This is a genomic window from Hyunsoonleella aquatilis (assembly GCF_014270105.1).
GTDB lineage: Bacteria > Bacteroidota > Bacteroidia > Flavobacteriales > Flavobacteriaceae > Jejuia > Jejuia aquatilis.
In genome coordinates, this window is record NZ_JACNMF010000002.1 from 344,564 (window position 1) to 366,743 (window position 22,180).

The 22,180-nt window shown below is 37.9% G+C and carries 18 protein-coding genes; 10 read left to right on the forward strand and 8 right to left on the reverse strand.

All coding sequences use genetic code 11. The annotated features are described in order from the left end of the window. Complete coding sequence (locus tag H7U19_RS06955) at positions 1-237, forward strand: hypothetical protein (RefSeq protein ID WP_186560600.1); 237 nt, start codon at positions 1-3, stop codon at positions 235-237. Positions 238-332: 95 nt separating this feature from the next. On the opposite strand, the gene H7U19_RS06960 is transcribed toward H7U19_RS06955, so the two are convergent. After that, positions 333-782, reverse strand: a complete 450-nt coding sequence (locus H7U19_RS06960) for a nucleoside deaminase (protein ID WP_186560602.1) — start codon at positions 780-782, stop codon at positions 333-335. Positions 783-821: 39 nt separating this feature from the next. On the opposite strand from H7U19_RS06960, the gene dxs reads away from it, so the two are divergent. Further along, entirely contained in the window at positions 822-2,579 is a 1,758-nt protein-coding gene (gene dxs, locus H7U19_RS06965) for a 1-deoxy-D-xylulose-5-phosphate synthase (RefSeq protein ID WP_186560603.1), read from the forward strand. Positions 2,580-2,588: 9 nt separating this feature from the next. On the opposite strand, the gene H7U19_RS06970 is transcribed toward dxs, so the two are convergent. Together H7U19_RS06970 and dgt are read right to left on the reverse strand one after the other, a co-directional pair. Further along, positions 2,589-3,446 carry a hypothetical protein gene (locus tag H7U19_RS06970; protein WP_186560605.1) on the reverse strand — a complete coding sequence of 286 codons (858 nt, stop codon included), beginning with the start codon at positions 3,444-3,446 and terminating at the stop codon, positions 2,589-2,591. 79 nt (positions 3,447-3,525) lie between these two features. Continuing rightward, positions 3,526-4,866, reverse strand: coding sequence for a dGTP triphosphohydrolase (gene dgt / locus H7U19_RS06975; protein WP_186560607.1), 1,341 nt, complete (start codon positions 4,864-4,866; stop codon positions 3,526-3,528). A gap of 405 nt (positions 4,867-5,271) precedes the next feature. Between dgt and H7U19_RS06980 the strand changes: the two genes are divergently transcribed. The 3 genes from H7U19_RS06980 (at position 5,272) to H7U19_RS06990 (ending at position 9,906) form a co-directional block, all read left to right on the forward strand. Next, complete coding sequence (locus H7U19_RS06980; protein ID WP_186560609.1) at positions 5,272-5,655, forward strand: carboxypeptidase-like regulatory domain-containing protein; 384 nt, start codon at positions 5,272-5,274, stop codon at positions 5,653-5,655. A gap of 226 nt (positions 5,656-5,881) precedes the next feature. Further along, on the forward strand, positions 5,882-8,704 hold the full coding sequence (locus H7U19_RS06985; RefSeq protein ID WP_186560611.1) for a TonB-dependent receptor: 2,823 nt from the start codon (positions 5,882-5,884) through the stop codon (positions 8,702-8,704). A 38-nt stretch (positions 8,705-8,742) separates the two neighbouring features. Continuing rightward, positions 8,743-9,906 carry a multidrug transporter gene (locus H7U19_RS06990; RefSeq protein ID WP_186560613.1) on the forward strand — a complete coding sequence of 388 codons (1,164 nt, stop codon included), beginning with the start codon at positions 8,743-8,745 and terminating at the stop codon, positions 9,904-9,906. A gap of 112 nt (positions 9,907-10,018) precedes the next feature. Here the strand turns inward: H7U19_RS06990 and H7U19_RS06995 are convergent, their stop codons facing one another. Next, positions 10,019-10,336 (reverse strand): toxin-antitoxin system YwqK family antitoxin, encoded by a 318-nt coding sequence (locus H7U19_RS06995; protein WP_186560615.1) that lies wholly within the window; start codon positions 10,334-10,336, stop codon positions 10,019-10,021. 285 nt (positions 10,337-10,621) lie between these two features. Between H7U19_RS06995 and H7U19_RS07000 the strand changes: the two genes are divergently transcribed. Beyond that, the gene (locus H7U19_RS07000) at positions 10,622-12,901 is read left to right on the forward strand and encodes an inorganic phosphate transporter (RefSeq protein ID WP_186560617.1); all 2,280 of its coding nucleotides are present in this window, start codon (positions 10,622-10,624) and stop codon (positions 12,899-12,901) included. Between the two features lie 5 nt (positions 12,902-12,906). Here the strand turns inward: H7U19_RS07000 and H7U19_RS07005 are convergent, their stop codons facing one another. Beyond that, the gene (locus H7U19_RS07005) at positions 12,907-15,381 is read right to left on the reverse strand and encodes a TonB-dependent receptor (RefSeq protein WP_186560619.1); all 2,475 of its coding nucleotides are present in this window, start codon (positions 15,379-15,381) and stop codon (positions 12,907-12,909) included. A 226-nt stretch (positions 15,382-15,607) separates the two neighbouring features. Between H7U19_RS07005 and H7U19_RS07010 the strand changes: the two genes are divergently transcribed. Then, a complete protein-coding gene (locus H7U19_RS07010) occupies positions 15,608-16,471 on the forward strand; it encodes an OmpA/MotB family protein (RefSeq protein ID WP_186560621.1) in 864 nt (287 codons plus the stop codon). A 111-nt stretch (positions 16,472-16,582) separates the two neighbouring features. Here H7U19_RS07010 and H7U19_RS07015 read toward each other — a convergent pair whose 3' ends face one another. From H7U19_RS07015 to H7U19_RS07025, 3 genes are all read right to left on the reverse strand, one after another. After that, positions 16,583-18,373, reverse strand: coding sequence for a ribonucleoside-diphosphate reductase subunit alpha (locus tag H7U19_RS07015; protein ID WP_186560623.1), 1,791 nt, complete (start codon positions 18,371-18,373; stop codon positions 16,583-16,585). Positions 18,374-18,376: 3 nt separating this feature from the next. Then, positions 18,377-19,651 carry a ribonucleotide-diphosphate reductase subunit beta gene (locus H7U19_RS07020; protein WP_186561519.1) on the reverse strand — a complete coding sequence of 425 codons (1,275 nt, stop codon included), beginning with the start codon at positions 19,649-19,651 and terminating at the stop codon, positions 18,377-18,379. A 446-nt stretch (positions 19,652-20,097) separates the two neighbouring features. Beyond that, the gene (locus H7U19_RS07025) at positions 20,098-20,670 is read right to left on the reverse strand and encodes a DUF3109 family protein (RefSeq protein WP_186560625.1); all 573 of its coding nucleotides are present in this window, start codon (positions 20,668-20,670) and stop codon (positions 20,098-20,100) included. Positions 20,671-20,774: 104 nt separating this feature from the next. Between H7U19_RS07025 and H7U19_RS07030 the strand changes: the two genes are divergently transcribed. From H7U19_RS07030 to H7U19_RS07040, 3 genes are read left to right on the forward strand one after another with little or no spacing between them, the layout of a single operon-like run. Beyond that, positions 20,775-21,356, forward strand: a complete 582-nt coding sequence (locus H7U19_RS07030; protein WP_186560627.1) for a MarC family protein — start codon at positions 20,775-20,777, stop codon at positions 21,354-21,356. Positions 21,357-21,358: 2 nt separating this feature from the next. Then, positions 21,359-21,562, forward strand: a complete 204-nt coding sequence (locus H7U19_RS07035; protein ID WP_186560629.1) for a hypothetical protein — start codon at positions 21,359-21,361, stop codon at positions 21,560-21,562. Continuing rightward, entirely contained in the window at positions 21,562-22,170 is a 609-nt protein-coding gene (locus tag H7U19_RS07040; RefSeq protein ID WP_186560630.1) for an FAD-dependent oxidoreductase, read from the forward strand. The genes H7U19_RS07035 and H7U19_RS07040 overlap by 1 nt, the downstream gene beginning before the upstream one ends. The last annotated feature ends 10 nt before the right edge of the window (positions 22,171-22,180 follow it).

The window sequence follows — 22,180 nt, forward strand, 5'->3', positions numbered from 1 at the left end:
ATGAAATACCTCATCCTCATATTGTTTCTTGCTTCCTTCGGATTGATTATCTGCGGTTTTGTTTTGGAAACCGAAAACGCTCAGAAACTTATAGGTTCAGGAGTGGCAGTGCTTTTTTTATTGGTCTTTCCGTTGTTTTCCTATTACCGCTGGAAGGATAAAAATTTAAAAGATTATATGCTCACCAAAGAGAATATGGACAAAATGCGCGAGAGTCAAAAAAGGAATAAACTTTAAATTTCGTCATTGCGAACACAGTGAAGCAATCTAGGGTTAGGTTTTTTTAGATGAGATTACTTCGTCGCTCGTTCCTCACTTCTCGTAATGACGTTTTAATTCAAATTCCGCCTCGTAATAAAAAACCGCTTTAACAAAGCACCGGCTTCCTCGGCCAAAACATCACCCTCCAGTTTTGTTTTTGGATGTAGTTTTGTTTTTAGGTTAATACAGCCACGCTCCAAATCCCTAGCGCCGTAAACAATCCTTGAAATCTGGCTCCAATATAGCGCTCCGGCACACATCTGGCAGGGTTCCAAGGTCACATAAAGGGTGCAGTCTTTGAGATACTTACCTCCTAAAAAATTGGCGCCTGCAGTAATAGCCTGCATTTCTGCATGAGCGGTTACATCGTTTAGTGTTTCGGTTAAATTATGGCCACGAGCGATAATTTTATTGTCAACTACAATCACCGCCCCAACTGGAACCTCCCCTTTTTCATAGGCAAGTTCTGCCTCTTGGAGCGCTTTCCGCATAAAATAGCTGTCGTCAAAAGGTTCTATCATAAACGTAAAAATACAAATTCATTCTTGTACTTTTGTCTTGTGGAAAACAATCTCCTAAAACATATAAATTCACCGAAAGAACTCCGCCTTCTAAACCAAAAAGACCTGACTCAACTTGCGAAGGAACTTCGGGAATTCATCATCAACATCGTTGCCACAAAAGAAGGCCATTTAGGGGCGAGTTTGGGCGTGGTGGAGCTGACCATTGCCATACATTATGCATTTGACACCCCAAACGACTTGTTAATTTGGGATGTAGGCCATCAAGCTTACGGCCATAAAATTTTAACCGGAAGAAAGGATAGTTTTCACACAAACCGTCAATTGGGTGGCATAAGCGGCTTTCCAAAGCGGGACGAAAGCGAATTTGATGCTTTTGGCACAGGCCATTCCTCCACTTCCATTTCGGCTACATTGGGAATGGCGATTGCTTCTAAATTGAAAGGCGAGGACAAACAGCACATTGCCGTAATTGGAGATGCTTCCATCGCCAGCGGGATGGCTTTTGAAGGCTTGAACCATGCTGGGGTAACCGATGCAAACCTTCTGGTTATTCTTAATGATAATGCCATTGGAATTGACCCAAGCGTAGGTGCCCTAAAACAATATTTAACCAACGTAAAAAAGGGTACGCAAAAGCGCAACAACATAATTGAAGCCTTAAACTTTGACTATTCAGGCCCCATCGATGGTCATGATTTAGATAAAATCATTTCGGAACTGGAACGCCTCAAAACCGTGAAAGGACCAAAATTGTTGCACGTCATTACGACTAAGGGCAAAGGTCTAAAACAAGCTGAAAAAGACCAGGTAAAATATCATGCCCCTGGAAAGTTTGATGCCAAAACAGGTGATTTAGAGGCCAAACCTAATGCAGAAATGCCACCCAAATATCAAGATGTATTTGGGCACACCTTAGTTGAATTAGCAAAACAAAACGAAAACATTGTAGGCATTACGCCGGCCATGCCCACAGGAAGTTCGCTAAAATATATGATGGACGAGTTCCCCGATAGGGCTTTTGACGTAGGGATTGCAGAACAACATGCCGTGACCCTTGCCGCTGGAATGGCAACCCAGGGACTCATACCTTTTTGCAATATCTACTCCACCTTTTTACAACGGGCTTATGACCAAATTATACACGATGTGGCCTTACAAAACCTTCCAGTGGTGTTTTGTTTGGATCGATCTGGTTTAGTTGGCCAGGATGGGGCTACCCACCATGGGGTTTTTGATTTAAGTTATCTAAGATGCATTCCCAACCTTATCATTTTTGCACCACGCAATGAAGTAGAATTACGAAACATCTTATATACTGCACAGCTGGGGTTAAAGCACCCCATTGCCATTCGATATCCGCGTGGCAGAGGAGTTACTTTGGATTGGAAACAGCCTTTTACTAAGATTGAAATTGGAAAGGGCATTCAGCTTAAAAAAGGGGAACAACTCGCTATTTTAAGTATTGGTACCATCGCCAAAAACGTAAGCGAGGCTATTGAAGATATGGAGATATCGCATTACAACATGAGCTTTGTAAAACCGCTAGACGAAGCTCTATTACACAATATTTTTAAAACGTACGAAACTATAGTAACTGTGGAAGATCATGTTGTTGCAGGTGGATTTGGTTCTACTATTTTGGAATTTGTCGGCAATCATAATTACAAAAACATTATTAAAACTTTAGGGATTCCGGATCATTTTGTGGAACACGGGAGCGTTGAAGAATTGCAGGTTTTGGTTGGATTAGATGCTGAGGGATTAAATCAAACTTTTAGTGATTTAATTAAGTAAAACTTAGTATCAGTTCGTTACATATCTATCCCAAAATTTGGCATGTGTATCAGCTAAATTCCCAATATTAAAAATCCACCAATTTTCTACACAATCTGAATAGTCCACACCGTCATAACGAATGTAAGACCATTCATGAGGAAATTTATTTGGGAATTTTTCGGTGATAATCTTATCAGCTTCAATCCAAAGTTTTCTTGCTTTTTTGTTTGATGATGATTTGGCTATAGCTATCCATTCGCTGTCTTTAGCTCGGTATTCTGGTGTTAAGTGTGGCCCACGATTTCCTTTTTCTGCACCATAGGCCTTATTGCCGTCGTCAATTGCAAAATAGGATGTTTTTTGTTTTACATAGTCTAAATCTGATGCTGTGGCATGGTCTTCGTTCCATTTACTATGTTGTACCACAATAACATTAGATTTAACAAGAGACTCGGGCATTTCTTTTACCACCTCTGCAATCCAATCTGCAGTAATATTGGATTGTCCTGCTTCTTGCACCCATACTTTTCCGCCTTTTTTTAATGTACCGACTACTTTTTTTGTAATACTGGCAACAGCTCCATTCCAATCTTCATGAGCATTGGCCCACTTATTACCAAATGCAAGTTTTAGTAATTTACTGGAGTCTATAAATGCACCACCTTGAACACCTACAGCACCAGCTACCACATAATAATCTATACCCTTTAAATCCTGATGCAATAACATTGATCCTAAAGCAGCTTGTGCGTGTATGTCATCAGGGTCTGGTTTACTATCAAATTGAGCAATTAAAATATCTTTCTTTTTATTGAAATTTGGACGCTCTGAAACGCAAGCTAAATTAAAAACAATAAGAATAATGATGAGTGATTGTCCTTTCATGATGTGATTTTAAATAGCTTTAGTTCAATTAGTCTTTTTAACTAAATTATAAAAAGATAATTAGATGGCGCGAAGCAACTTAAAACGTCACCCCTTCAATCTTTTTAAAATTACGGATGGCCTTGCTATCACTTAACAGGGCAACGTAGTGGCACACGGCCAAAAGCCTTTCGTATAAACTTGTAGCTCCAAAATCGATAGTTTCTGGTAAGCGTTTAAGAATAAGTTTATCATAATTTGATGCCACACCGTTAAAACTATTATTAACGGCACTTGAATATACATTAAGCAATTTATTGATGATTTGATATCCGGCAATTTCTTTATCGACTACCTCTTCAGACATATAAACATTTTCGATACTGATTTTAATAATGTCATTGATTTGTGCTTCAAATTTGCTTTTATCCAACAAGGCGCAATCAAAAGCCCCTTTTAAAATGGCCTCCTCATTTTTCATAAAAATGTCCACAGCATCATTAATAAGGGCATTAATAGCCAAGGCTCTGAGGTAACTTATGCGGTCTTCTTTAGTAGCCAGAGCGTAGTAATTCTCCGGTTTGATGTTTTCGCGAATTAATTTTGAAAGATATTCCAAAGCAAATTCCTCTTGGATTAACCCCAAATTGATACCGTCTTCAAAATCGATAATGGTATAACAAATATCATCAGCCGCCTCCACCAAAAATGCCAATGGATGACGGGAAAAACTCAAATGTTCGTTGCTTCTCTTTAGGAGCCCCAATTCGCTGGCCACATCTTGAAACGCTTCTTTTTCAGATTGAAAAAAACCATATTTTTTGTCTGAAATATGCTTGGTTGGCTTCTTGGGCAGCGATTCCTTTGGATATTTTGTAAAGGCCCCAAGGGTTGCGTAACTTAAACGCAGTCCACCCTCTCGCCCTGCCCTACTTTGAGTCAAAATTTTAAAACCATTAGCATTGCCTTCAAAATCGCAAAGATCTTGATACTCCTTATCGGTTAATTGGTCTTGATACTGTTTTCCAGCCCCGTTTTTGAAAAATTCGCCAATAGATTTTTCTCCCGAATGCCCAAATGGTGGATTGCCGATATCGTGTGCCAAAGCCGCCGTGGCCACAATAGCCCCAAAATCGTTAGCTTGATAGCCATGCACGTTTTGTAAATGCGGATGTTTCTCCAACACTTTCTGTCCCACTTTTCTACCTAAGGAACGGCCCACCACACTCACTTCCAAACTATGTGTCAATCTGGTATGCACAAAATCTGTTTCCGACAGAGGAATTACCTGAGTTTTATCCTGAAGACTTCTAAACTCTTGCGAAAAGATAATACGATCGTAGTCCACTTCAAACCCCAAACGGGTTTCATCTTGTTCTTTTCTCAGTCTTTTATTGGTATCGCCAAAGCGTTTTAAGGAGAGGAGTTGTTCCCAGTTCATTGTTTAAAAAGAAATTTAAAATTTGCTAAACGTTAATCTGGCTGAAAATGAAACTTTTATCTAAGATTCCCGCCTCCGCGGGAATGACAGTTTAAATGAAACTCCAACACTTTGTGTTGGAGAATTATTTTTCAATTTAAAGCAGGGGCAAGATACTAAAGAATTTGCTTTAAAATATTTTATAATCAACTTGTATTTATAGTTTATTTCAATTTAAGAAAGCTAATTTTTATCGACCAAATACATAAAACAAAGACCAATGGTGCAATTATAATTTCACTCAAAAATTCATCCATTTTCCCTTAACATTAGGGTAACATTTTAATCACTGTTGTTTAATCTTTCGGTAACATTTTGGTTATACTTAAGTACGTTCTTTGCAGTGTAAAATTAGGTGAGAACCGCATGAAATACACAATAGCAATACTAACATTTTTAATCGCCAGCGTTTCATTTGCGCAAAATGGTGCCATTAAAGGCAACCTATCCGATTTTGAATCGAATAATGAGCCGTTGATGTTTGCAAAAGTTTCTATCAAGGAGCAGGATGTAGAAGTTCTCACGGATGAAAATGGTGCTTTTAAATTTGAAAACCTAAAGGAGGGTACTTATACCCTTGTATATAGTTTTGTGGGTTACGAAACTGAGGAAAAACAGATCAATGTACTTTCAGGTGAAACCATATCTACTGAAGCTACTTTAAAAGCCAGTTCAATATCATTGGATGAGTTAATGTTGACATTAGCAAGTAATGCAGACGACCCAACGCCAGTAGCTACGGACAACTAAAACATACAATAAAATCAGAAAAAGCAGTCTATACTTCATTGTATAGACTGCTTTTTTATTGGGGAAAACCCAAAAACATCAATGTTAATTTAATGTAACCAATCACCTTTTTTGGCCCTAATTTCATAACACTAGCCTAACACTTTTATTACAGTTCTTTAATCGTCAGATAACACCATATTCACAAAACGGTGGTTTCTTTGCGGCAAGAAATTTAATTAAGATAATGAGACATTTTATACTGTTTTTATTGCTATTTGTAACCGTGTTCACATACGCGCAAACAGGTTCAATAACAGGAAAGCTTACCGACAAAGAATATAACGATGAACCTTTGGCTTTTGCTAACGTTTTAATAAAAGGCACTACAAAAGGTACTACTTCGGACTTTGATGGTCTATATGAAATTGCCAATTTAGATGCTGGCACATATACACTAGTTTTTAGTTTCGTAGGCTACGAAACTCAAGAAATTGCAGTAACTATTACTGCTGGAGAAACGGCTACACTTAATGTTTCTATGGCGGCCAGTGCTGCTTCTTTGAAGGAAGTCATTATCCAGGCCGAAACTAAGCGTGAAAGCGAAACTGCTTTATTGTTGGAACAAAAAAACGCAGTTGTTCAGAAACAAAGTATTGGTGCACAGGAACTTTCTCGAAAAGGCGTCAGTGATGCTGCTGGTGCGGTGACTAAAATCTCTGGTATCTCAAAACAAGAAGGCGGCGGTAATGTTTACGTTCGTGGTCTTGGAGACAGATACTTAAACACAACTTACAACGGTCTAACGCTTCCTGCTAATGATATTGAAAAGAAGAATATGGATCTTAACCTCTTTTCTTCAGATGTTATACAAAACGTTGGGGTAAGCAAAACCTATGCCGCTAATTTTTATGGCGATTTCGCTGCAGGAAATGTAGATATCGTTTCAAAAGAACATACCGGAAATTTCTTTATTGATGCAAGTATAGGCTCTAATTTCAACTCCAATGCAGTAGGTAAGAGTTTTGTGAAAAGTGAAGGTACGGGATACTTTGGTTTTTATAACAGATACCGAAATAACCCTTATGCAGTTATTTTATCTCATGGTGTGGATCCCCAAGGGATTGATGGCCCTCTTGGTACTGAAGGCAGTATTGCCGGCGGTGAGTCTTGGGAAATTGGAGAGGAGTCTCGCTTAAGTGTTTTTGCCACTGCTTCATTTGGTAGCAATTTTGAATACAGAAGAGGACAATTTGCCAACGTAACGGCTGCTGCAAACCAAATTTTTCAAGATGCTGAGGAATATGAATTCTCGCGGAATACTACAGCAATGGCCAACATTGTTTACCGTATTAACAGCGATCATAAAATAAAATTCAACTCTTTATTTATTAATGATGCTACTGATGAAGTTGGTCGTTTTGGTATTGATGGTCGTGGATATAACCGTAACACTATTGCCGATAATGATGATTTCGGGTTCTTTACGCAGAATGTTCAGTTTGAACAGGATATGATTTTTGTAAATCAAATCTTGGGAACAAGTACTTTAAGCGAAAAACTAAAACTAGATTATGGTTTAGGTTATAACAATGTATTGGCCCGTCAACCAGACCGTAAACGTATTGCACTTGAACGTTTTGAAAATACGCTTGACAACGACCCGAATACCAATGCTATTTTCTTTAGAAATGTTGAGTTTGACAACCAACGTTATTTTCAGAATATTGAAGATAGTGAATTCAATGCCCGTGTTAATTTAAGCTACGAGCAGTCCGAAAAATTAAATTTTAACTTTGGTTACAACGGACGTATTAAAGAGCGTACTTTCGACAACCAACGTTATGGTTATGATATTATCAATCCATTTACCGAAATTGAGGACGTTAATAATTTTGATGCATTCTTCTCTTTAGAAAATCAAGGTGTTTTATATAATACGAGTGTATTCCGACCTTTAGATCCAGCAAATGGTTTAGGAAAAGAAAACTTACCGGGTAGATTAGAAAATGCTTATGCTGGTAATTTAAGCGTCCATGCACTATATGTCGATGCTGTATATAAAGCAGGTGAAAAATGGACCTTTGTTCCCGGGTTGCGCGTTGAGCGGTTTAACCAAGAAATTAGTTACGATGTAATCAACCTTTCATTTAACAATCCCGGTGGCAACGAAGCTAACGAAACGTTTTTCTTGCCTAGTTTAAACATAAAATACGCCCTAAACGAAGACCAAAACCTACGTTTTTCTGCAAGTAGAACAGTTTCCAACCCAGAGTTTAAAGAAGTTGCGCCGTTTGTTTATGAAAACGTAACGGATCGTATAGGTGGTAACCCTGACCTTTTAAATGACCCGGCATTTTCTACTATTATAAACCTAGACCTAAAATATGAGTGGTTTATCAATAAAGGTGAAATATTATCAATTGGTGTTTTCAATAAAACCATAAACGACCCTGTAAACCTTGTTTCGGCCAACGACGCTACTGGCACCCAACGTTTCTTTAGAACTGGTGATCGTGCAGATGTTTTTGGAATTGAGTTAGAAGCTAGAAAGGGCATTATTAAAAATGAAGACGAAGAAAATATTTTATCCGCTGGGATGAACATTACTTATACCTCAACAACACAGGATTTGAAAACCGTTTCCGGAACATTTAACACAAACTTTAATAGAGATTCAGACGAGCTTCAAGGTGCTTCACCAGTGCTTATCAATGCGGATGTAAGTTATAGCCCAACTTTTGGAGAATACAAGCCTGTTGCGAACCTCGTGTTTTCTTATTTCTCAGATCGTATAGATGCTTTGGGATCTGGTCAGTTGGGAAACATCATTGAAAAAGGCGTACCTACATTGGACTTCGTATGGAAAAATACAATTAACAAGAACTTTGAGATTAACGCAAGCATAAAAAACTTACTTAACCCAACAATAGAGCGCGTACGAGAGAATGTATCTTTTGACCCAACATTAGCAAACGACCTAGGCGTAAATGCTGACCTTTCTGATTTTGCACTATCAAGCTACAAAAGGGGGGTAAACGCTAGTCTTCAAATAAAGTATAAATTTTAACTACAATCAAAAACGAACATTAAATCAATTCACACAAAATGAAAGCAAACAAATTTCTTTTAGGTTTATTAACAGTTGCAGCACTTACCATTGTTGGTTGTGCAGCAGATGACACTGCCGATGTAATTATTAATCAAGGTGGTTCTGGAGGAACAGATCCATCCGGCACTGAAATAGGAGGAACGCTAACAGCAGACCTTACGCTTACTTCAGGAACTGAGTACAGTTTAACAAGTGCCCTTATTGTTCCTGAAAACATAACATTAACTATTGAACCTGGAGTAGTTGTTAAAGCTACTACTGGATCTGATGTTTATGTTGCAGTACAACAAGGTGGCGTTATTATGGCAGAAGGGACATCTTCTAACCCTATCGTATTTACTTCAAACTCTGCAACACCTAACCCAGGAGATTGGGGAGGTCTTATTATATTAGGTCGTGCACCAATAAATTCTGTTGTAGGCGGCAATGCTACTTCTACATCTGAAATTGGTGGATTGCCTTATGGTGGCAGTATCACAAATGATAATTCTGGAATCATAAGATATGTACGTATTGAGTATTCAGGTGGTGCCGCTGATGCAGCATCAGAAAATAATGGATTCTCTTTTTATGCAGTAGGTAACGGAACCACTATTGACTACATCCAAGCCTTTGAAGGTGCTGATGATGGTGTAGAGTTTTTTGGAGGAACTGTTAATGCTTCTCATATCTCCGTAATTGGTGCACAAGACGACTCTGTAGATTGGACAGAAGGTTTTACCGGAACTCTTACGGATGTTTATATCGAACACAGACAATCGCATGATAAAGGTATTGAAGGCGACGGTTTCAACACCGACATAGGAAATAACTCGAATCCTGTTTTTTGGAGTGCCCCTATTGTAAACAATTTAACTATTAACGGATTAGGCTCAAGTAACGGTAATGAAGCCATCCGCTTAAGAGCAGGTACTCGTGCAATGTTTAACAATGTATTGTTAGAAGGTTTTGAAGAAGGTTATGATTTGGATGACGAAGAAACAGGAACTGGTGTTCTTGCTGATGAAACTGGTGTAACCAATATCACTTTTGATGATGTAACACTTACACTGAAAAATGACACAAATGGTGCTTTTGATGCCAATTCATTCTTCACTGGTGTAGGAAACGGAACTGGTGCAGATTACAATTCTTGGAATTCAGGTTGGACAAGAAACTAAAATTAGGCCAAGATTGTATTTTAGTTTTCTAATTACAATAATAGTCTTCTCAAAAAGTTATAAAGCAAAAATCCCGCTATTCGCGGGATTTTTGCTTTATAACTAGAGTTCGCTATAACGACGCTACATTTTTAGAATAGTCCACTTCCTTTAATTTTCCATCAACAACATAAACCCATTTACCTACTTTCTTGCCTTCTTTATAATAAGCGGTAACAATTTTGGCACCTTCCTTATCATATTTAATCCACTCGCCTTCTAATTTTCCATCGGCGGTATAGGATCCTGTTTGACTGATTTCACCATTATCATGGAAGTAAACCACATCAATCAAATTGGTTTCTTTATTAAGGGTTAATGTTCTTTCTTTTTGAGCAAATGCTGATGCTCCTACAAATAAAACTGCTAATATTATGATATATTTTTTCATGACTGTGGGGTTTTATTTAATAATTACTTTACAAATGTATCATTAATTTTACTTTCACGCAACATTTACATAACATTAAATTAACATTAAGAACATATAATTCTGATTTTCAATTCATTACCAATGTTAAATTTTTTAAATTTTTTGGTAACATACTTAACATACAACATTCCCTAGTTTTTTTTCATGCGAAACATAAAATCAGGGTGTAGAACATAACAATTCGTTAACATTGAGTTCGTCTAAAAACAAGACATTTGTTCCTTAATTATTTCACTCTAATCAATGGAGCATATTTATATCTACATGCTGGTTGCCCTTGCTTTTTTGGCAATTGCAGATTTGATTGTTGGCGTTAGTAATGATGCTGTAAACTTCCTCAATTCGGCCATTGGCTCCAAGGCCGTTTCCTTTAAAACCATAATGATTGTAGCTAGTTTGGGCGTAGCCGTCGGTGCATTGAGCTCAAGTGGCATGATGGAGGTAGCAAGGAAAGGGATTTTCAACCCCAGCGAATTTATGTTCGATGAAATCATGATCATTTTTATGGCCGTGATGATTACCGATATCCTCCTTTTGGATTTTTTCAACACCCTCGGGTTACCTACGTCTACAACGGTTTCCATCGTTTTTGAACTTCTGGGTGCATCCGTTTGTATTGCATCTCTTAAGATTGCTGGGGACAACCAACAAAACATTTTGGACCTTGGAAACTATATCAATAATGAAAAGGCTATTGAGATTATACTGGGCATTTTACTTTCAGTAGTGGTTGCGTTTTCAATAGGAGCAATTATTCAATACTTATCCAGATTACTGCTGACGTTTAATTTTCAGAATAAACCGATGGTTTTAGGGGCTATTTTTAGTGGTTTTGCGAATACTTCCATTTTGTATTTCATTTTAATTAAAGGTGTAAAAAATGCTGCTTTTATGAGCAGTGATTTTAAAACTTTAATTACGGACAACAATCTTGCTCTTATCGGAATCAGCTTCGTAGTTTTTACGCTGATTTCCATGGCCTTGATGCAGTTTTTTAAACTAAATATTTACAAAATCATCATTGTCATTGGTACGTTTGCCCTTGCCGTGGCTTTTGCAGGAAACGATTTGGTAAACTTTATTGGTGTGCCAATCGCGGCCTATAATTCCTATGAAGCATGGTCGGTAAGCAGTGTATTGCCCACGGAATACGCAATGGTAGCTTTAAGTGAACCTGTTGCCACAAAACCTTTTCTATTACTTCTTGCCGGGTTGATTATGGTATTGACCCTTTGGTTTTCAAGTAAGGCCCGAGCAGTTGTAAAAACATCCGTAGATTTATCCAGACAGGACGATGTAAAAGAACGTTTTGAGCCAAATTTCCTTTCTAGAAACATTGTACGAATGACAATTGCAGCCTCCGAAAGCTTTAATAGTTTTTTGCCGCAATCCACCAAAAATTATATTGAAAAGCAATTTGCAGACCATAAGGTAACCACGGCCATAAAACCAAAGGATTTGCCTGCTTTTGACTTAGTAAGGGCCTCGGTAAACCTAATGGTTGCCAGTGTATTGATTTCAATAGCCACTTCGATGAAATTGCCTTTATCCACCACTTATGTAACCTTTATGGTAGCTATGGGAACTTCTTTGGCAGACCGTGCTTGGGGAGCAGAAAGTGCGGTTTATAGGGTAGCTGGGGTACTCAATGTTATTGGTGGTTGGTTTTTTACGGCTTTAAGTGCTTTTATTGCCGCAGCCATTATGGCTTTAATTTTATATTATGGAGGTGCTTATGCCTTAACCGCTCTGCTGATTTTTGCCGCAGTTGTACTTATAAAGAACTACCTTACCCATAAAAAACAATCCAGAGAGCAAAAAATCGAAGATACCTTACATAAAGCCGAAAGCAGCTCTACTCAGGGCGTCATTCTAGAAAGTGCGGGCAACATCTCCAATGTAGTGAGGCGAGGTAATAAAATTTACTCCAGTGCCGTGAACGGTCTGGCCACGCACAATTTAAAACTGCTCAAAAAGAATAAGAATCAAATCGAAAAGCTGTCTAACGAAATTGACGACTTAAAGGATAATATCTATTATTTTATTAAAAACCTGGAAGATCCAAGCGTTAATGCCAGTAACTTTTATATCAGTGTCTTAAGCTTGTTACAAGACATGGCACAATCTTTAAACTATATATCAAATGCCAGTTTCAAGCATGTTAACAACAACCACAATAAGTTAAAATTCAGCCAAATAAAGGAATTGAAGGAAGTGGATGCTGTTTTGGAGCAGATTTTTACAAATACTAAACAGGCTTTTGATTCCGGATCTTTTGAAGAAATTGGCAAAGTATTGAGCGAGAAGCACAAGCTTTTTGACCTTGTTACTGAAAAAATCCAAAGACAAGTAGAGCGCACCCGGTCTGAAGAATCTAGCCCAAAAAACACAACGCTTTACTTCAGTTTGCTACTTGAAACCAAGGATTTGCTAAAAGCGACTATGAGCTTATTAGAGGAGTACTACAATGCCCATGATGATTCAGTACAACCTGCAACCGTTCATGGTCAGGAAGAGGAGTAAAGCAATTAAAACTCCCGTTTTCCAAATTCACTATCAATAAACTTGGATTTGTTTTTCCCCTGTTTAAAGGTATATGACAGATTTAGGATGATCATATCCACCTCGTAAATGTAATTGGTGGTGGTAAAAAATTCATTTTCCCGCCAGGTTGTAATGCGTTGTTCATTGGTATCCAATAGGCCCATGTCAATATTTTGCCATTGCAGGGTTGCTGTTAACCGATTATCCACAAACGATTTTTGAAACGTGAGATTTGGCGAGTAAAACCTTGAATCCTCACCTTGTGCTGTATTTCTATCCGAAAGATAATTGAATGTGAACTGCAACGAAGCATTCTCCCAAAACCGCCAGGTGGAGTTTAAATTAACGGAATAGATTGTGGCATCCGTTTCTACAGATCTATTATCAAAACTTCCATCTATGGAATAGTTGTAAATATTTGCCCCAATAAAATTAGTCCAGTTTTTGGTAGGTTTTAGTTCTGCCCCCACCTCCAAACCGATGGACTTTGCATTGCCCACATTGGAATATATCCTGTTTAAAATCGTATCGTTATAAATGGTATTTACACGATTTACCACGTTATCAACGTGCCTGAAATATCCAGTGGCAAAAATGGAATTACCTCCTTTTAACTTTTTCGTGACTCCAACTTCAACCAAATCAATAAACTCTGGCCTTAAGTTTTTATCCCCTTGTTCCAAAGTTTCAGAATGCTCGCGCTCTGCAAATGGATTCATTTTAAAAGTAGAATTCCGTTCCACACGCCTGCTGTAGGCCACTTTCATTTTTGTGTTCTCATTAATTTCATATTGGAACGATGCCGACGGATACAATTTCACAAAATCGTAAAACAATGTTTCATCTACGGTGTTGGTTTTATCTTTCAGTCTGAACTCCCTGTCCATCACCTCCAAACGCGCCCCCGCGGCGTACTCCCATTTACCACTTTTCCCAGAAAGTTGAGCGTATCCAGAGTGAATCGTTCTTTCCAAATCCACTTCACTTGAAAACTCAGGCACCAATTGAAAATCATCATTAAAATCTGTTCGCCTTTCATAAACAAAATCTCCAGTATGTGATAAATCTCGATATTGATATCCCGTTTCTAAAGTTCCAAAATCAAAAGGTTTGAACTTATAATCCACTTGAAAACGCACACCATTCAGAGGATTATCATTGGTATTGAATTCATCCTGAAATAAAATTGAACGATTGGGCTCGCCTAAATTTTGATTCACCGTAGGCCCTCCCAAAAGTGTGTATTCATAAAGAAAAGTGGCCGACAATTCCGAATCATTTTCAAAACTATGAGTCCAATCCAAGCTCCCTAAAACAAAATCCCCTTTGCGTTCTCTTAAATTATGGTTGAAATACTGAAAGGTATAATCCCTATTGTTGCTATCTGCCGGAGTGACGGAATGGTTGTCAAAATAAACGATATCCGCCAATCGTGCTTTGCTTCGCTTTCCAGCGAAAAAGCCAAACGAGTACGTATCTGATGCGCTTGGCGTAAAATCTACGGTAAATCTTCCACTATAATTCTCCTCGTCAAAACTACGTTCTCCGGCAGATGGAAATTGTGTTTTTGTATCATTGATGATGGTGAATACGTCTCCTTCCCGTCTTCCTCCCAAATCATTTCTCTGGTAATTTGCACCTAACGAGATATTCCATTTTTCAGTCCTGACATTATAAGTCGCATCAATACCATGGCGTTTGTGCGACACTTCGTTGCCATAAGTTTCAATGGAAGGTAATCCGCCTTTTATATTGATTTGACCAAAAGCACCATCCACAGCCCCTTTTTTGGTCAAAATATTAATAATACCGGCCTTTCCTTCTGGATCATATTTAGCTGACGGGGCGGTAATCACTTCAACATTTTCAATAGCATTGGCAGGCAATTGCGCTATGAGATTACTAGCATTACCTTGAATGGGTTTACCATTCAAAAGCACAACAAAACCTGCACTTCCCCGTACACTGATTTCACCTTGACTATCCACACTTACTGAAGGCAGATTTCGAATCACATCAATTCCAGAACCACCTTGGGCACTTTTAAATTTTGAAGCTTCAAACACCTGGCGGTCAATTTTATTCACCACCGTATTTCGCTCTGCGTTAACCACCACTTCATTCAGGTCTGACCCAAGCGACAATTGGATAACGCCCAAATCAATGTTTTCACCATTTCGGTTTACCACAATATTTTCAAAACGTTTGATTTCATAACCCAAAAAGGATGCTTCCAGATAATATGTACCCTTTCTGATACCTTCAATTTGAAACAACCCATTAATATCCGATACCACGCCTGTTATCAAAGTTTTGTCATCTTGGGCAAATAATGCCACGGTGGCGTATTCCAAAGACGCTTCTTGTTCATCTACAACTTTACCCATTATTTGGGCTTGAACCTGATTGACACCAATTAAACACAACAGTGCAAATACGGGAAGAATCGTTCGTAACATAAACGTTTTTTTGATAGAGTTCTTTTATCGCTGCAAAACTAAACAATCAAACCGTCATTATTCCTTTAAATGAACAGAATATGAGGGCATATGATTTTATTTTGACAAAGTAATTCACTTTGAACTTTCCTTTTGATAAATCGTAAAATATGATAAAATAATTTTAAGTCGAAACATCTAAATCTTAATCCATTACGTAAATGATACAAACCTAAAGTTATTAATTATGAAGAAAATTTCTATGTTGCTACTTGTAGCAATCGTCGCCTTTTCATGTGTTTCAAAAAAGAAATACGTAGCACTTCAGCAGGAAAACGGTGAAATCAAAAGCGAATTACAAAAAACAAAAGTTGCAAAAGAGGATTTAGAGGCTAAATTTGCTAAAATCGAGGCAAGAGTGGATGCTTACAATTCTAAAATTGCAACGCTTAAACAAGAAAACGACACTAAATTAGATGTTGTTGGTAACGTTGCAGTAATTTCTAAAGCCACAAAGGCAAAAATGCAGGAAACACTTAAAAATGTTGACCCGGCTAAATTGGCTGAAGCTAAAACTCTTAAGGATTCCATGAACCTTGCTGTAGCGTACAACTTGGAAAAAACCATCAGCGAAAGCAACATGAACGAAGATGAGGATTTTGCAGTAAACATCAACGAAACTGTTGTGATGATTTCTATAGCAGACGATATGTTGTTCAACACTGGAAGCTATAGATTGAGCTCTAAAGCTGATATTGTACTTAAAAAATTGGCTGATGTTATAAATTCTGAGCCTAGCCTTGACGTTATGGTAGAAGGTCATACTGATTCAAGAACAATTAGTACTGAGTTTTTGGCTGATAACTGGGATTTGAGCGTTATGAGAGCAACATCTGTGGTGCGTAAACTTCAAGAGAAATACGAGGTTGCCCCAGAGAAATTGATTGCTTCTGGAAGAAGTAGTTACCAACCTGTTGCTGAAAACGATACAAGAGAAAATAGAGCTAAAAATAGACGTACAAGAATTATCATTCTTCCAAACATTGATAAATTCTTTGCCCTAATGGCAGATAACGACAATACCGTTGCTGAAAATACTATTTTGGATTAAACTTTAAGAAAAGTTCATGCAAAACACAAAAAAGCATCACGCGAAGGCGTGATGCTTTTTTTAATTATAAATTTGGGGTTCCCCCTTTCGAGGGAACCTTTGTTTATATTACTAGCCTTCGCAACTAGCACATTCCTTTTTCTGCTTGAATTTTTGAGCTGCATTCATACTGTGCTGGTAGTACAATGACTTTAGCCCTAATTTCCAAGCCGTAACATATATTTTATTAATATCTTTTACTGGCATATCAGGATGTACAATGATATTTACAGACTGTCCCTGATCTATATGGTTTTGCCTGTTTGCCGCCTGATATACGATTGTTAACTGATCAATTTCAGAATAGGTTTTAAATACATCACGCTCTTCTTCTGTCAAAAATTCTAAATGCTGAACAGAACCATCATGGTCCCGAATACTTCGCCATACCTCAGCAGTGTTCATGCCTTTTTCTTCAAGAAGATTTAACAGGTAAGGATTCTTAATCGTAGTCTTTATTTTTGCAATATCTTTCACGTAAATATTAGACCAAATTGGCTCAATACCTTGTGACACCTGACCTAAAATAAACGCTGAGGATGTTGTTGGGGCAATCGCATTTAATGTAGCATTACGTCTGCCATAACCTTTTAACACTTCGGGTTCTCCAAATAATTTGGCCAATTCTTCAGATGCTTTATAAGACTTCTCTTCAATAGTTTTAAATATTTCACTATTTAAATTAAAGGCTTCCTGACTATCAAAAGCCAACATTTTAGATTGCAATAACGAATGCCATCCCAAAGCTCCTAAACCCAATGCTCTATTGGACTTTGCAAAATTGTAGGCACGCTCCATGAACATAAACGTTTGCCTATCGTCCAAATCATCCGAGTCTCTGTATTCCTCCAGTTTTTCTGTAAATTCTGTGATAACGGCATCCAAAAAGCACACCATGGTCTCAACGGCATCCGTATCTTTCCACTTGTCATAGTGCAATAAGTTTATTGAAGACAATACGCATACAAAAGACCATTCTTCATTTGACGGCAACATAATCTCAGTACAAAGGTTACTAGCTACAATTGGATGTTTTTTGTCTTTATAAACGTCCGCCGCTCCATTATTTGCCTTGTCCTTAAAGAATATATAGGGATATCCTATTTCTCCCCTACGCTGAATTACCTTGGCCCAAATAGCACGTTTTTCAACATCACCTTCAATCATTTCTTCCATCCACTTATCGGTAACAGATACACCATGAGTTAACTCTTGGATAGAATTTCCTTCTGTACCAATTTCTAGAAATTCATGAATATCTTGGTGTTCCACAGGTAAATAAGGCGAAAAACGACCTCTTCTTACAGAACCTTGGCTTACAACATCTACCATTTTTTCAAACAGTTGCATGATGTGTACCGCTCCTGAAGACTCTCCGTTATTTTTTACAGGAGCACCCCGATGTCTTAAATTTCCAAAATATCCTGACGTTCCGCCACCTAATTTAGACATCATCCCTACTTCGGACTGAGTGTATAAAATATTGCCCATATCGTCCGCAATATTGGATCCGAAACAACTTATCGGTAAGCCCCTCTTTTTTCCGAAATTGGACCATACCGGTGAAGCCAAAGAGAAAAATCCTTCGCCCATATACTTATAAAACTTGTCCGCAAACCCGTCAATTTTAAGAATCTGTTCAGCTCTATCGGCAATTTCACGAATACGCTGTTCAGGGGTTGCCCCTTCCGTTAAATAACCAGACGCTAAAAATTTACGGCTATTCTCTGTTAACCATTCAAATTTAGGCTCAGTTTCAGGTTGATTGGCATTCTTAAACTGCGCCTTTCTCGCATTAAGTAATTGGTCGTAGTTTGATTGTTGCTCTGTTTTGGTTTCTTGTAGGTGGTCTTTGATTTTCATAGTTTAAAAAAGGTCGTCACTGGTTATACTTTTTGTTCTTTTGCTATAGTTAATGGATCGTTTAACAAAGAAATCGCCGTGCTTGGTACCGATTATTTCATCATCAAACCATTCGGTTTGCGTTAACAAGTCTTCATTAATTTCAAATACCTTTTCTATGCCGATGCTTTCCAATGAATTATTGAATCGTTTTTTGATAAATTCATTAACCACATCTTTAGGTAAGAAATCTAATTCGCCTGCTTCAAAAATCCAATCTACAATGTCGCTTTCAGCGTTATAAGCTTCTTTGCATATCTCTTGAATTTTTACGTTATAATCGTCTCCAAACCAACTTGGATTTTCTTTCTTTATAATTTTAATCACATCAATACCAAAATCCCCATGTATTTGCTCCTCCTTTGATGTTGCTTCAACCACATTAGAAATACCCTTCAACATATTTTTGTGCTTGTTGAAAGCCATGATAATTAAAAACTGTGAAAACAGAGACACATGTTCTATAAACAACGAGAACAATAAAATAGACTCTGCATATTCCTGTATATTTTCGCTTTTCGAATTTTTAAGCGCGGTTTCCAAATAATGTACCCGACGCATAATTACCGGCTTCTTTTTAAGGGCTTTAAACTCAGCATTCAATCCCAATATTTCCAACAAATGAGAGTACGCATCGTGATGGCGCACTTCACTTTCAGCAAAAGTGGCTCCTACCGACCCTATTTCTGGTTTTGGCATTTTTTGATAAATGTCTCCCCAGAATGTCTTTACCGCTACCTCAATTTGAGAAATAGCCAACATTGTATTTTTAATTGCTGATTTCTCTACATCATTAAGACGCGCCTTAAAATCCTGAATATCACTAGTGAAGTTGAATTCAGTATGAATCCAATACGAATGCCTAATTGCGCTTACGTATTCATACAAATCTGGATACTCGTATGGCTTCAGGTTAACACGCTTTTCAAAAATATTAGTCTGTCGTTTCCTTGCCTGTTCGTCCCTATATAAAATGTAAGCCTTCGCCGCATCATGAAACGCACTGTCCATCAATTTATCTTCTACAATATCCTGTACCTGCTCCACATTAGGCACATACCTTGCATCAAGTGCCTTTCTAGCAAGCAGAGACTCAAAAACCCGGTTAGAAATATCCTGGGCATCCTGTCTTGTACCATGATTTACCGAAAGCATGGCCTTCTCTACGGCGTTTGTAATTTTGTCTAGTACGAAAGGCGTCGTTTCGTAATCCCGTTTAATGATGTGAGTTATTTCCATCTGTAGTATAGTGGTTAAATTTTGACATACAATATCCTGCAGAGACCAGCCCTGTTTTTTTAAAATTGGTGTTGAATCCATTTTTTAAATGCCTTCAACGCGTATTACGGATTGCTAAATAAATTTTCGGTTAATCTCTAAAACCTTTTAACAAATCCATTAACAAACTAAAAAATTTGTGTGTTTTGCCTAGAAATTAGCGAAACAAAGATTGCAAAATGATTAATAGGTTTTTAAGCACGAGCAAAAACCTTTTCAACAAGTTTTTAACAAACAATTAATCCCTTAAAAATCAATAAGTTTACACAAAAAAATATTTATAATGCTGATTATCAGTGATTTAATAAAAATTGAAATCGTAAAAGTTTACAGAAAAAAATAATGTCAAAAACAGCTTGAACCCTTATTTTTTCGGTACTTTAATAAGGTTTTTTTGTTAATTTTTTTTAGGACTGTTGAAAACTCTCGGCAACTTTCTCAAGCTCACTGTACCAATCCTCCCCAAATTTTCTTATCAAGGCTTCTTTTACGAATTTGTAGATGGGTACTTGCAGTTCTTTTCCAAGCGTACAGGCATCGTCGCAGATTTGCCATTTGTGATAATTCACGGCTGAAAATTCTGAGTAATCTTTTACCCGAACGGGATACAAATGACAGGAAATTGGTTTTTTCCAGGAAATCTCACCTTGGTTATAAGCTTCCTCAATGGCACAAAGTGCAACTCCGTTTTCATCAAAAAACACGTAGGCGCAATCGGCTCCATCAATCAATGGGGTTTCCAATTCCCCATCTTCGGTCTCAATATGTGCCCCCTGCTTTTCTATGGCTTCGACACCGGACTTTCTTAAAAAAGGTTTTACTTTAGGATAAATGGCTTTCAGAATCTCGATTTCGTCCTTATCCAATGGTGCCCCGGCATCACCGTCAACACAACACGCCCCTTTGCAGGCACTTAAATTGCACACGAAGTCTTTTTTAATAATGTCTTCCGAAACAATGGTTTTCCCCAGTTGAAACATAAAATTTGTAAACTAATGCGCAAAAATAACTAAACTTTAAATTCTTTTGGCGTTGCCGTTTCGTTATAAATACAGACATTTGCAAAAATTTACTGTTTAAGGTTATGCAATTGAATTTCAAGGAAATATTTACCGCTTTTATGGTGCTGTTTGCCGTTATTGATATTGTTGGCAACATCCCGATAGTAATTGATTTACGGAAAAAAGTAGGCCACATTCAAAGTGGCAAGGCTTCCATTATTGCAGGGTGTATCATGATTTTATTCCTCTTTTTAGGAAAAAGTATTTTAAATCTTATCGGTATCGATGTCAATTCTTTTGCCGTTGCTGGTGCTTTTATCCTGTTCTTTATTGCCTTGGAAATGATTCTGGGAATTACACTATACAAACAAGAAGAAAGCAACCCGATGACGGCGTCCATCTTCCCCTTAGCATTCCCATTAATGGCCGGCCCGGGCAGTTTGACCACGTTGTTATCCTTACGGGCGGAGTTTCGGGTAGAAAACATTATTATAGCTATCGTACTCAACGTTATTTTTATCTTTATTGTTTTAAAAACTTCGTCAAAAATCGAGCGTTTCTTAGGCGCAAACGGTATCAATATTGTCCGTAAAGTATTTGGCGTTATACTATTGGCTATTGCTGTGAAACTATTTACCCAAAATATTAAAGCTTTATTTATTTAAGTATGAAGTATGTTGCTTATGTCATCATAGTTTTAGCATTAGGCTTAGGCATTTTTAATGCTACCAAACTTGATTTTGATGCTCTTTTAGAAGGGGAAAGTATGGTTGGCGTCATTACGATAATCTGTTCCCTTTGTGCTATTATGCTGATGCTTATCCTGTTGATATCTAGACGCATTGAGGAAAAAACCAAAAACCGTAGCTAATGCAGTTTGACGTATTCATTATTGGTGGTGGCGCTGCCGGCATGTCCTGTGCCTTGGTTTTGGGCTCTGCAAAAAATAAAGCCTTCGCGAAGGACAAACGCATCGGGATCGTAACACATCAAAAGGCATCGCATTTACAGACCGCCCTTTTTAATAATGTCTTGGGATTACCCCCTGGCACAACAGGGGCTTCTATTTTGGAAGGTGGCAAAGCCCAACTTTCCAGTTTGTACCCGCATGTAGATCAAATTGAAAAAGAAAAAGTCATGTCAATTGCAAAGGCCGACGGATTTTTTGAAATCAAGACCAATAAGAATAGTTACACGTCAAAAATAGTAGTCGTGGCTGTGGGCTATACCAACTTAATGCGCATTAAAGGCTTAGAACAATATGTGGAGCCCCACCCCAGGGACAATATTGAAAAAGAACGCATCTGGTTAAAAAACATCGACCATTTGATTGAAGAAAATCTTTATGTGGCTGGCACTCTAGCAGGTTGGCGCAGTCAGTTTTCCATTGCTTCCGGAAGTGGCGCACATGTGGCTACGGATATTTTAACCCTTTGGAATGGAGGGAAGCATACCAAGGTGCATGATAAAGTAGAATAGCACTTCCTGT

Coding starts and splice junctions, on each gene's coding strand:
- H7U19_RS06955 (WP_186560600.1), top strand. CDS start 1: ATGAAATACCTCATCCTCATATTGTTTCTTGCTTCCTTCGGATTGATT.
- H7U19_RS06960 (WP_186560602.1), bottom strand. CDS start 782: ATGATAGAACCTTTTGACGACAGCTATTTTATGCGGAAAGCGCTCCAA.
- H7U19_RS06970 (WP_186560605.1), bottom strand. CDS start 3,446: ATGAAAGGACAATCACTCATCATTATTCTTATTGTTTTTAATTTAGCT.
- dgt (WP_186560607.1), bottom strand. CDS start 4,866: ATGAACTGGGAACAACTCCTCTCCTTAAAACGCTTTGGCGATACCAAT.
- H7U19_RS06980 (WP_186560609.1), top strand. CDS start 5,272: ATGAAATACACAATAGCAATACTAACATTTTTAATCGCCAGCGTTTCA.
- H7U19_RS06985 (WP_186560611.1), top strand. CDS start 5,882: ATGAGACATTTTATACTGTTTTTATTGCTATTTGTAACCGTGTTCACA.
- H7U19_RS06990 (WP_186560613.1), top strand. CDS start 8,743: ATGAAAGCAAACAAATTTCTTTTAGGTTTATTAACAGTTGCAGCACTT.
- H7U19_RS06995 (WP_186560615.1), bottom strand. CDS start 10,336: ATGAAAAAATATATCATAATATTAGCAGTTTTATTTGTAGGAGCATCA.
- H7U19_RS07000 (WP_186560617.1), top strand. CDS start 10,622: ATGGAGCATATTTATATCTACATGCTGGTTGCCCTTGCTTTTTTGGCA.
- H7U19_RS07005 (WP_186560619.1), bottom strand. CDS start 15,381: ATGTTACGAACGATTCTTCCCGTATTTGCACTGTTGTGTTTAATTGGT.
- H7U19_RS07010 (WP_186560621.1), top strand. CDS start 15,608: ATGAAGAAAATTTCTATGTTGCTACTTGTAGCAATCGTCGCCTTTTCA.
- H7U19_RS07015 (WP_186560623.1), bottom strand. CDS start 18,373: ATGAAAATCAAAGACCACCTACAAGAAACCAAAACAGAGCAACAATCA.
- H7U19_RS07020 (WP_186561519.1), bottom strand. CDS start 19,651: ATGGAAATAACTCACATCATTAAACGGGATTACGAAACGACGCCTTTC.
- H7U19_RS07025 (WP_186560625.1), bottom strand. CDS start 20,670: ATGTTTCAACTGGGGAAAACCATTGTTTCGGAAGACATTATTAAAAAA.
- H7U19_RS07030 (WP_186560627.1), top strand. CDS start 20,775: ATGCAATTGAATTTCAAGGAAATATTTACCGCTTTTATGGTGCTGTTT.
- H7U19_RS07035 (WP_186560629.1), top strand. CDS start 21,359: ATGAAGTATGTTGCTTATGTCATCATAGTTTTAGCATTAGGCTTAGGC.
- H7U19_RS07040 (WP_186560630.1), top strand. CDS start 21,562: ATGCAGTTTGACGTATTCATTATTGGTGGTGGCGCTGCCGGCATGTCC.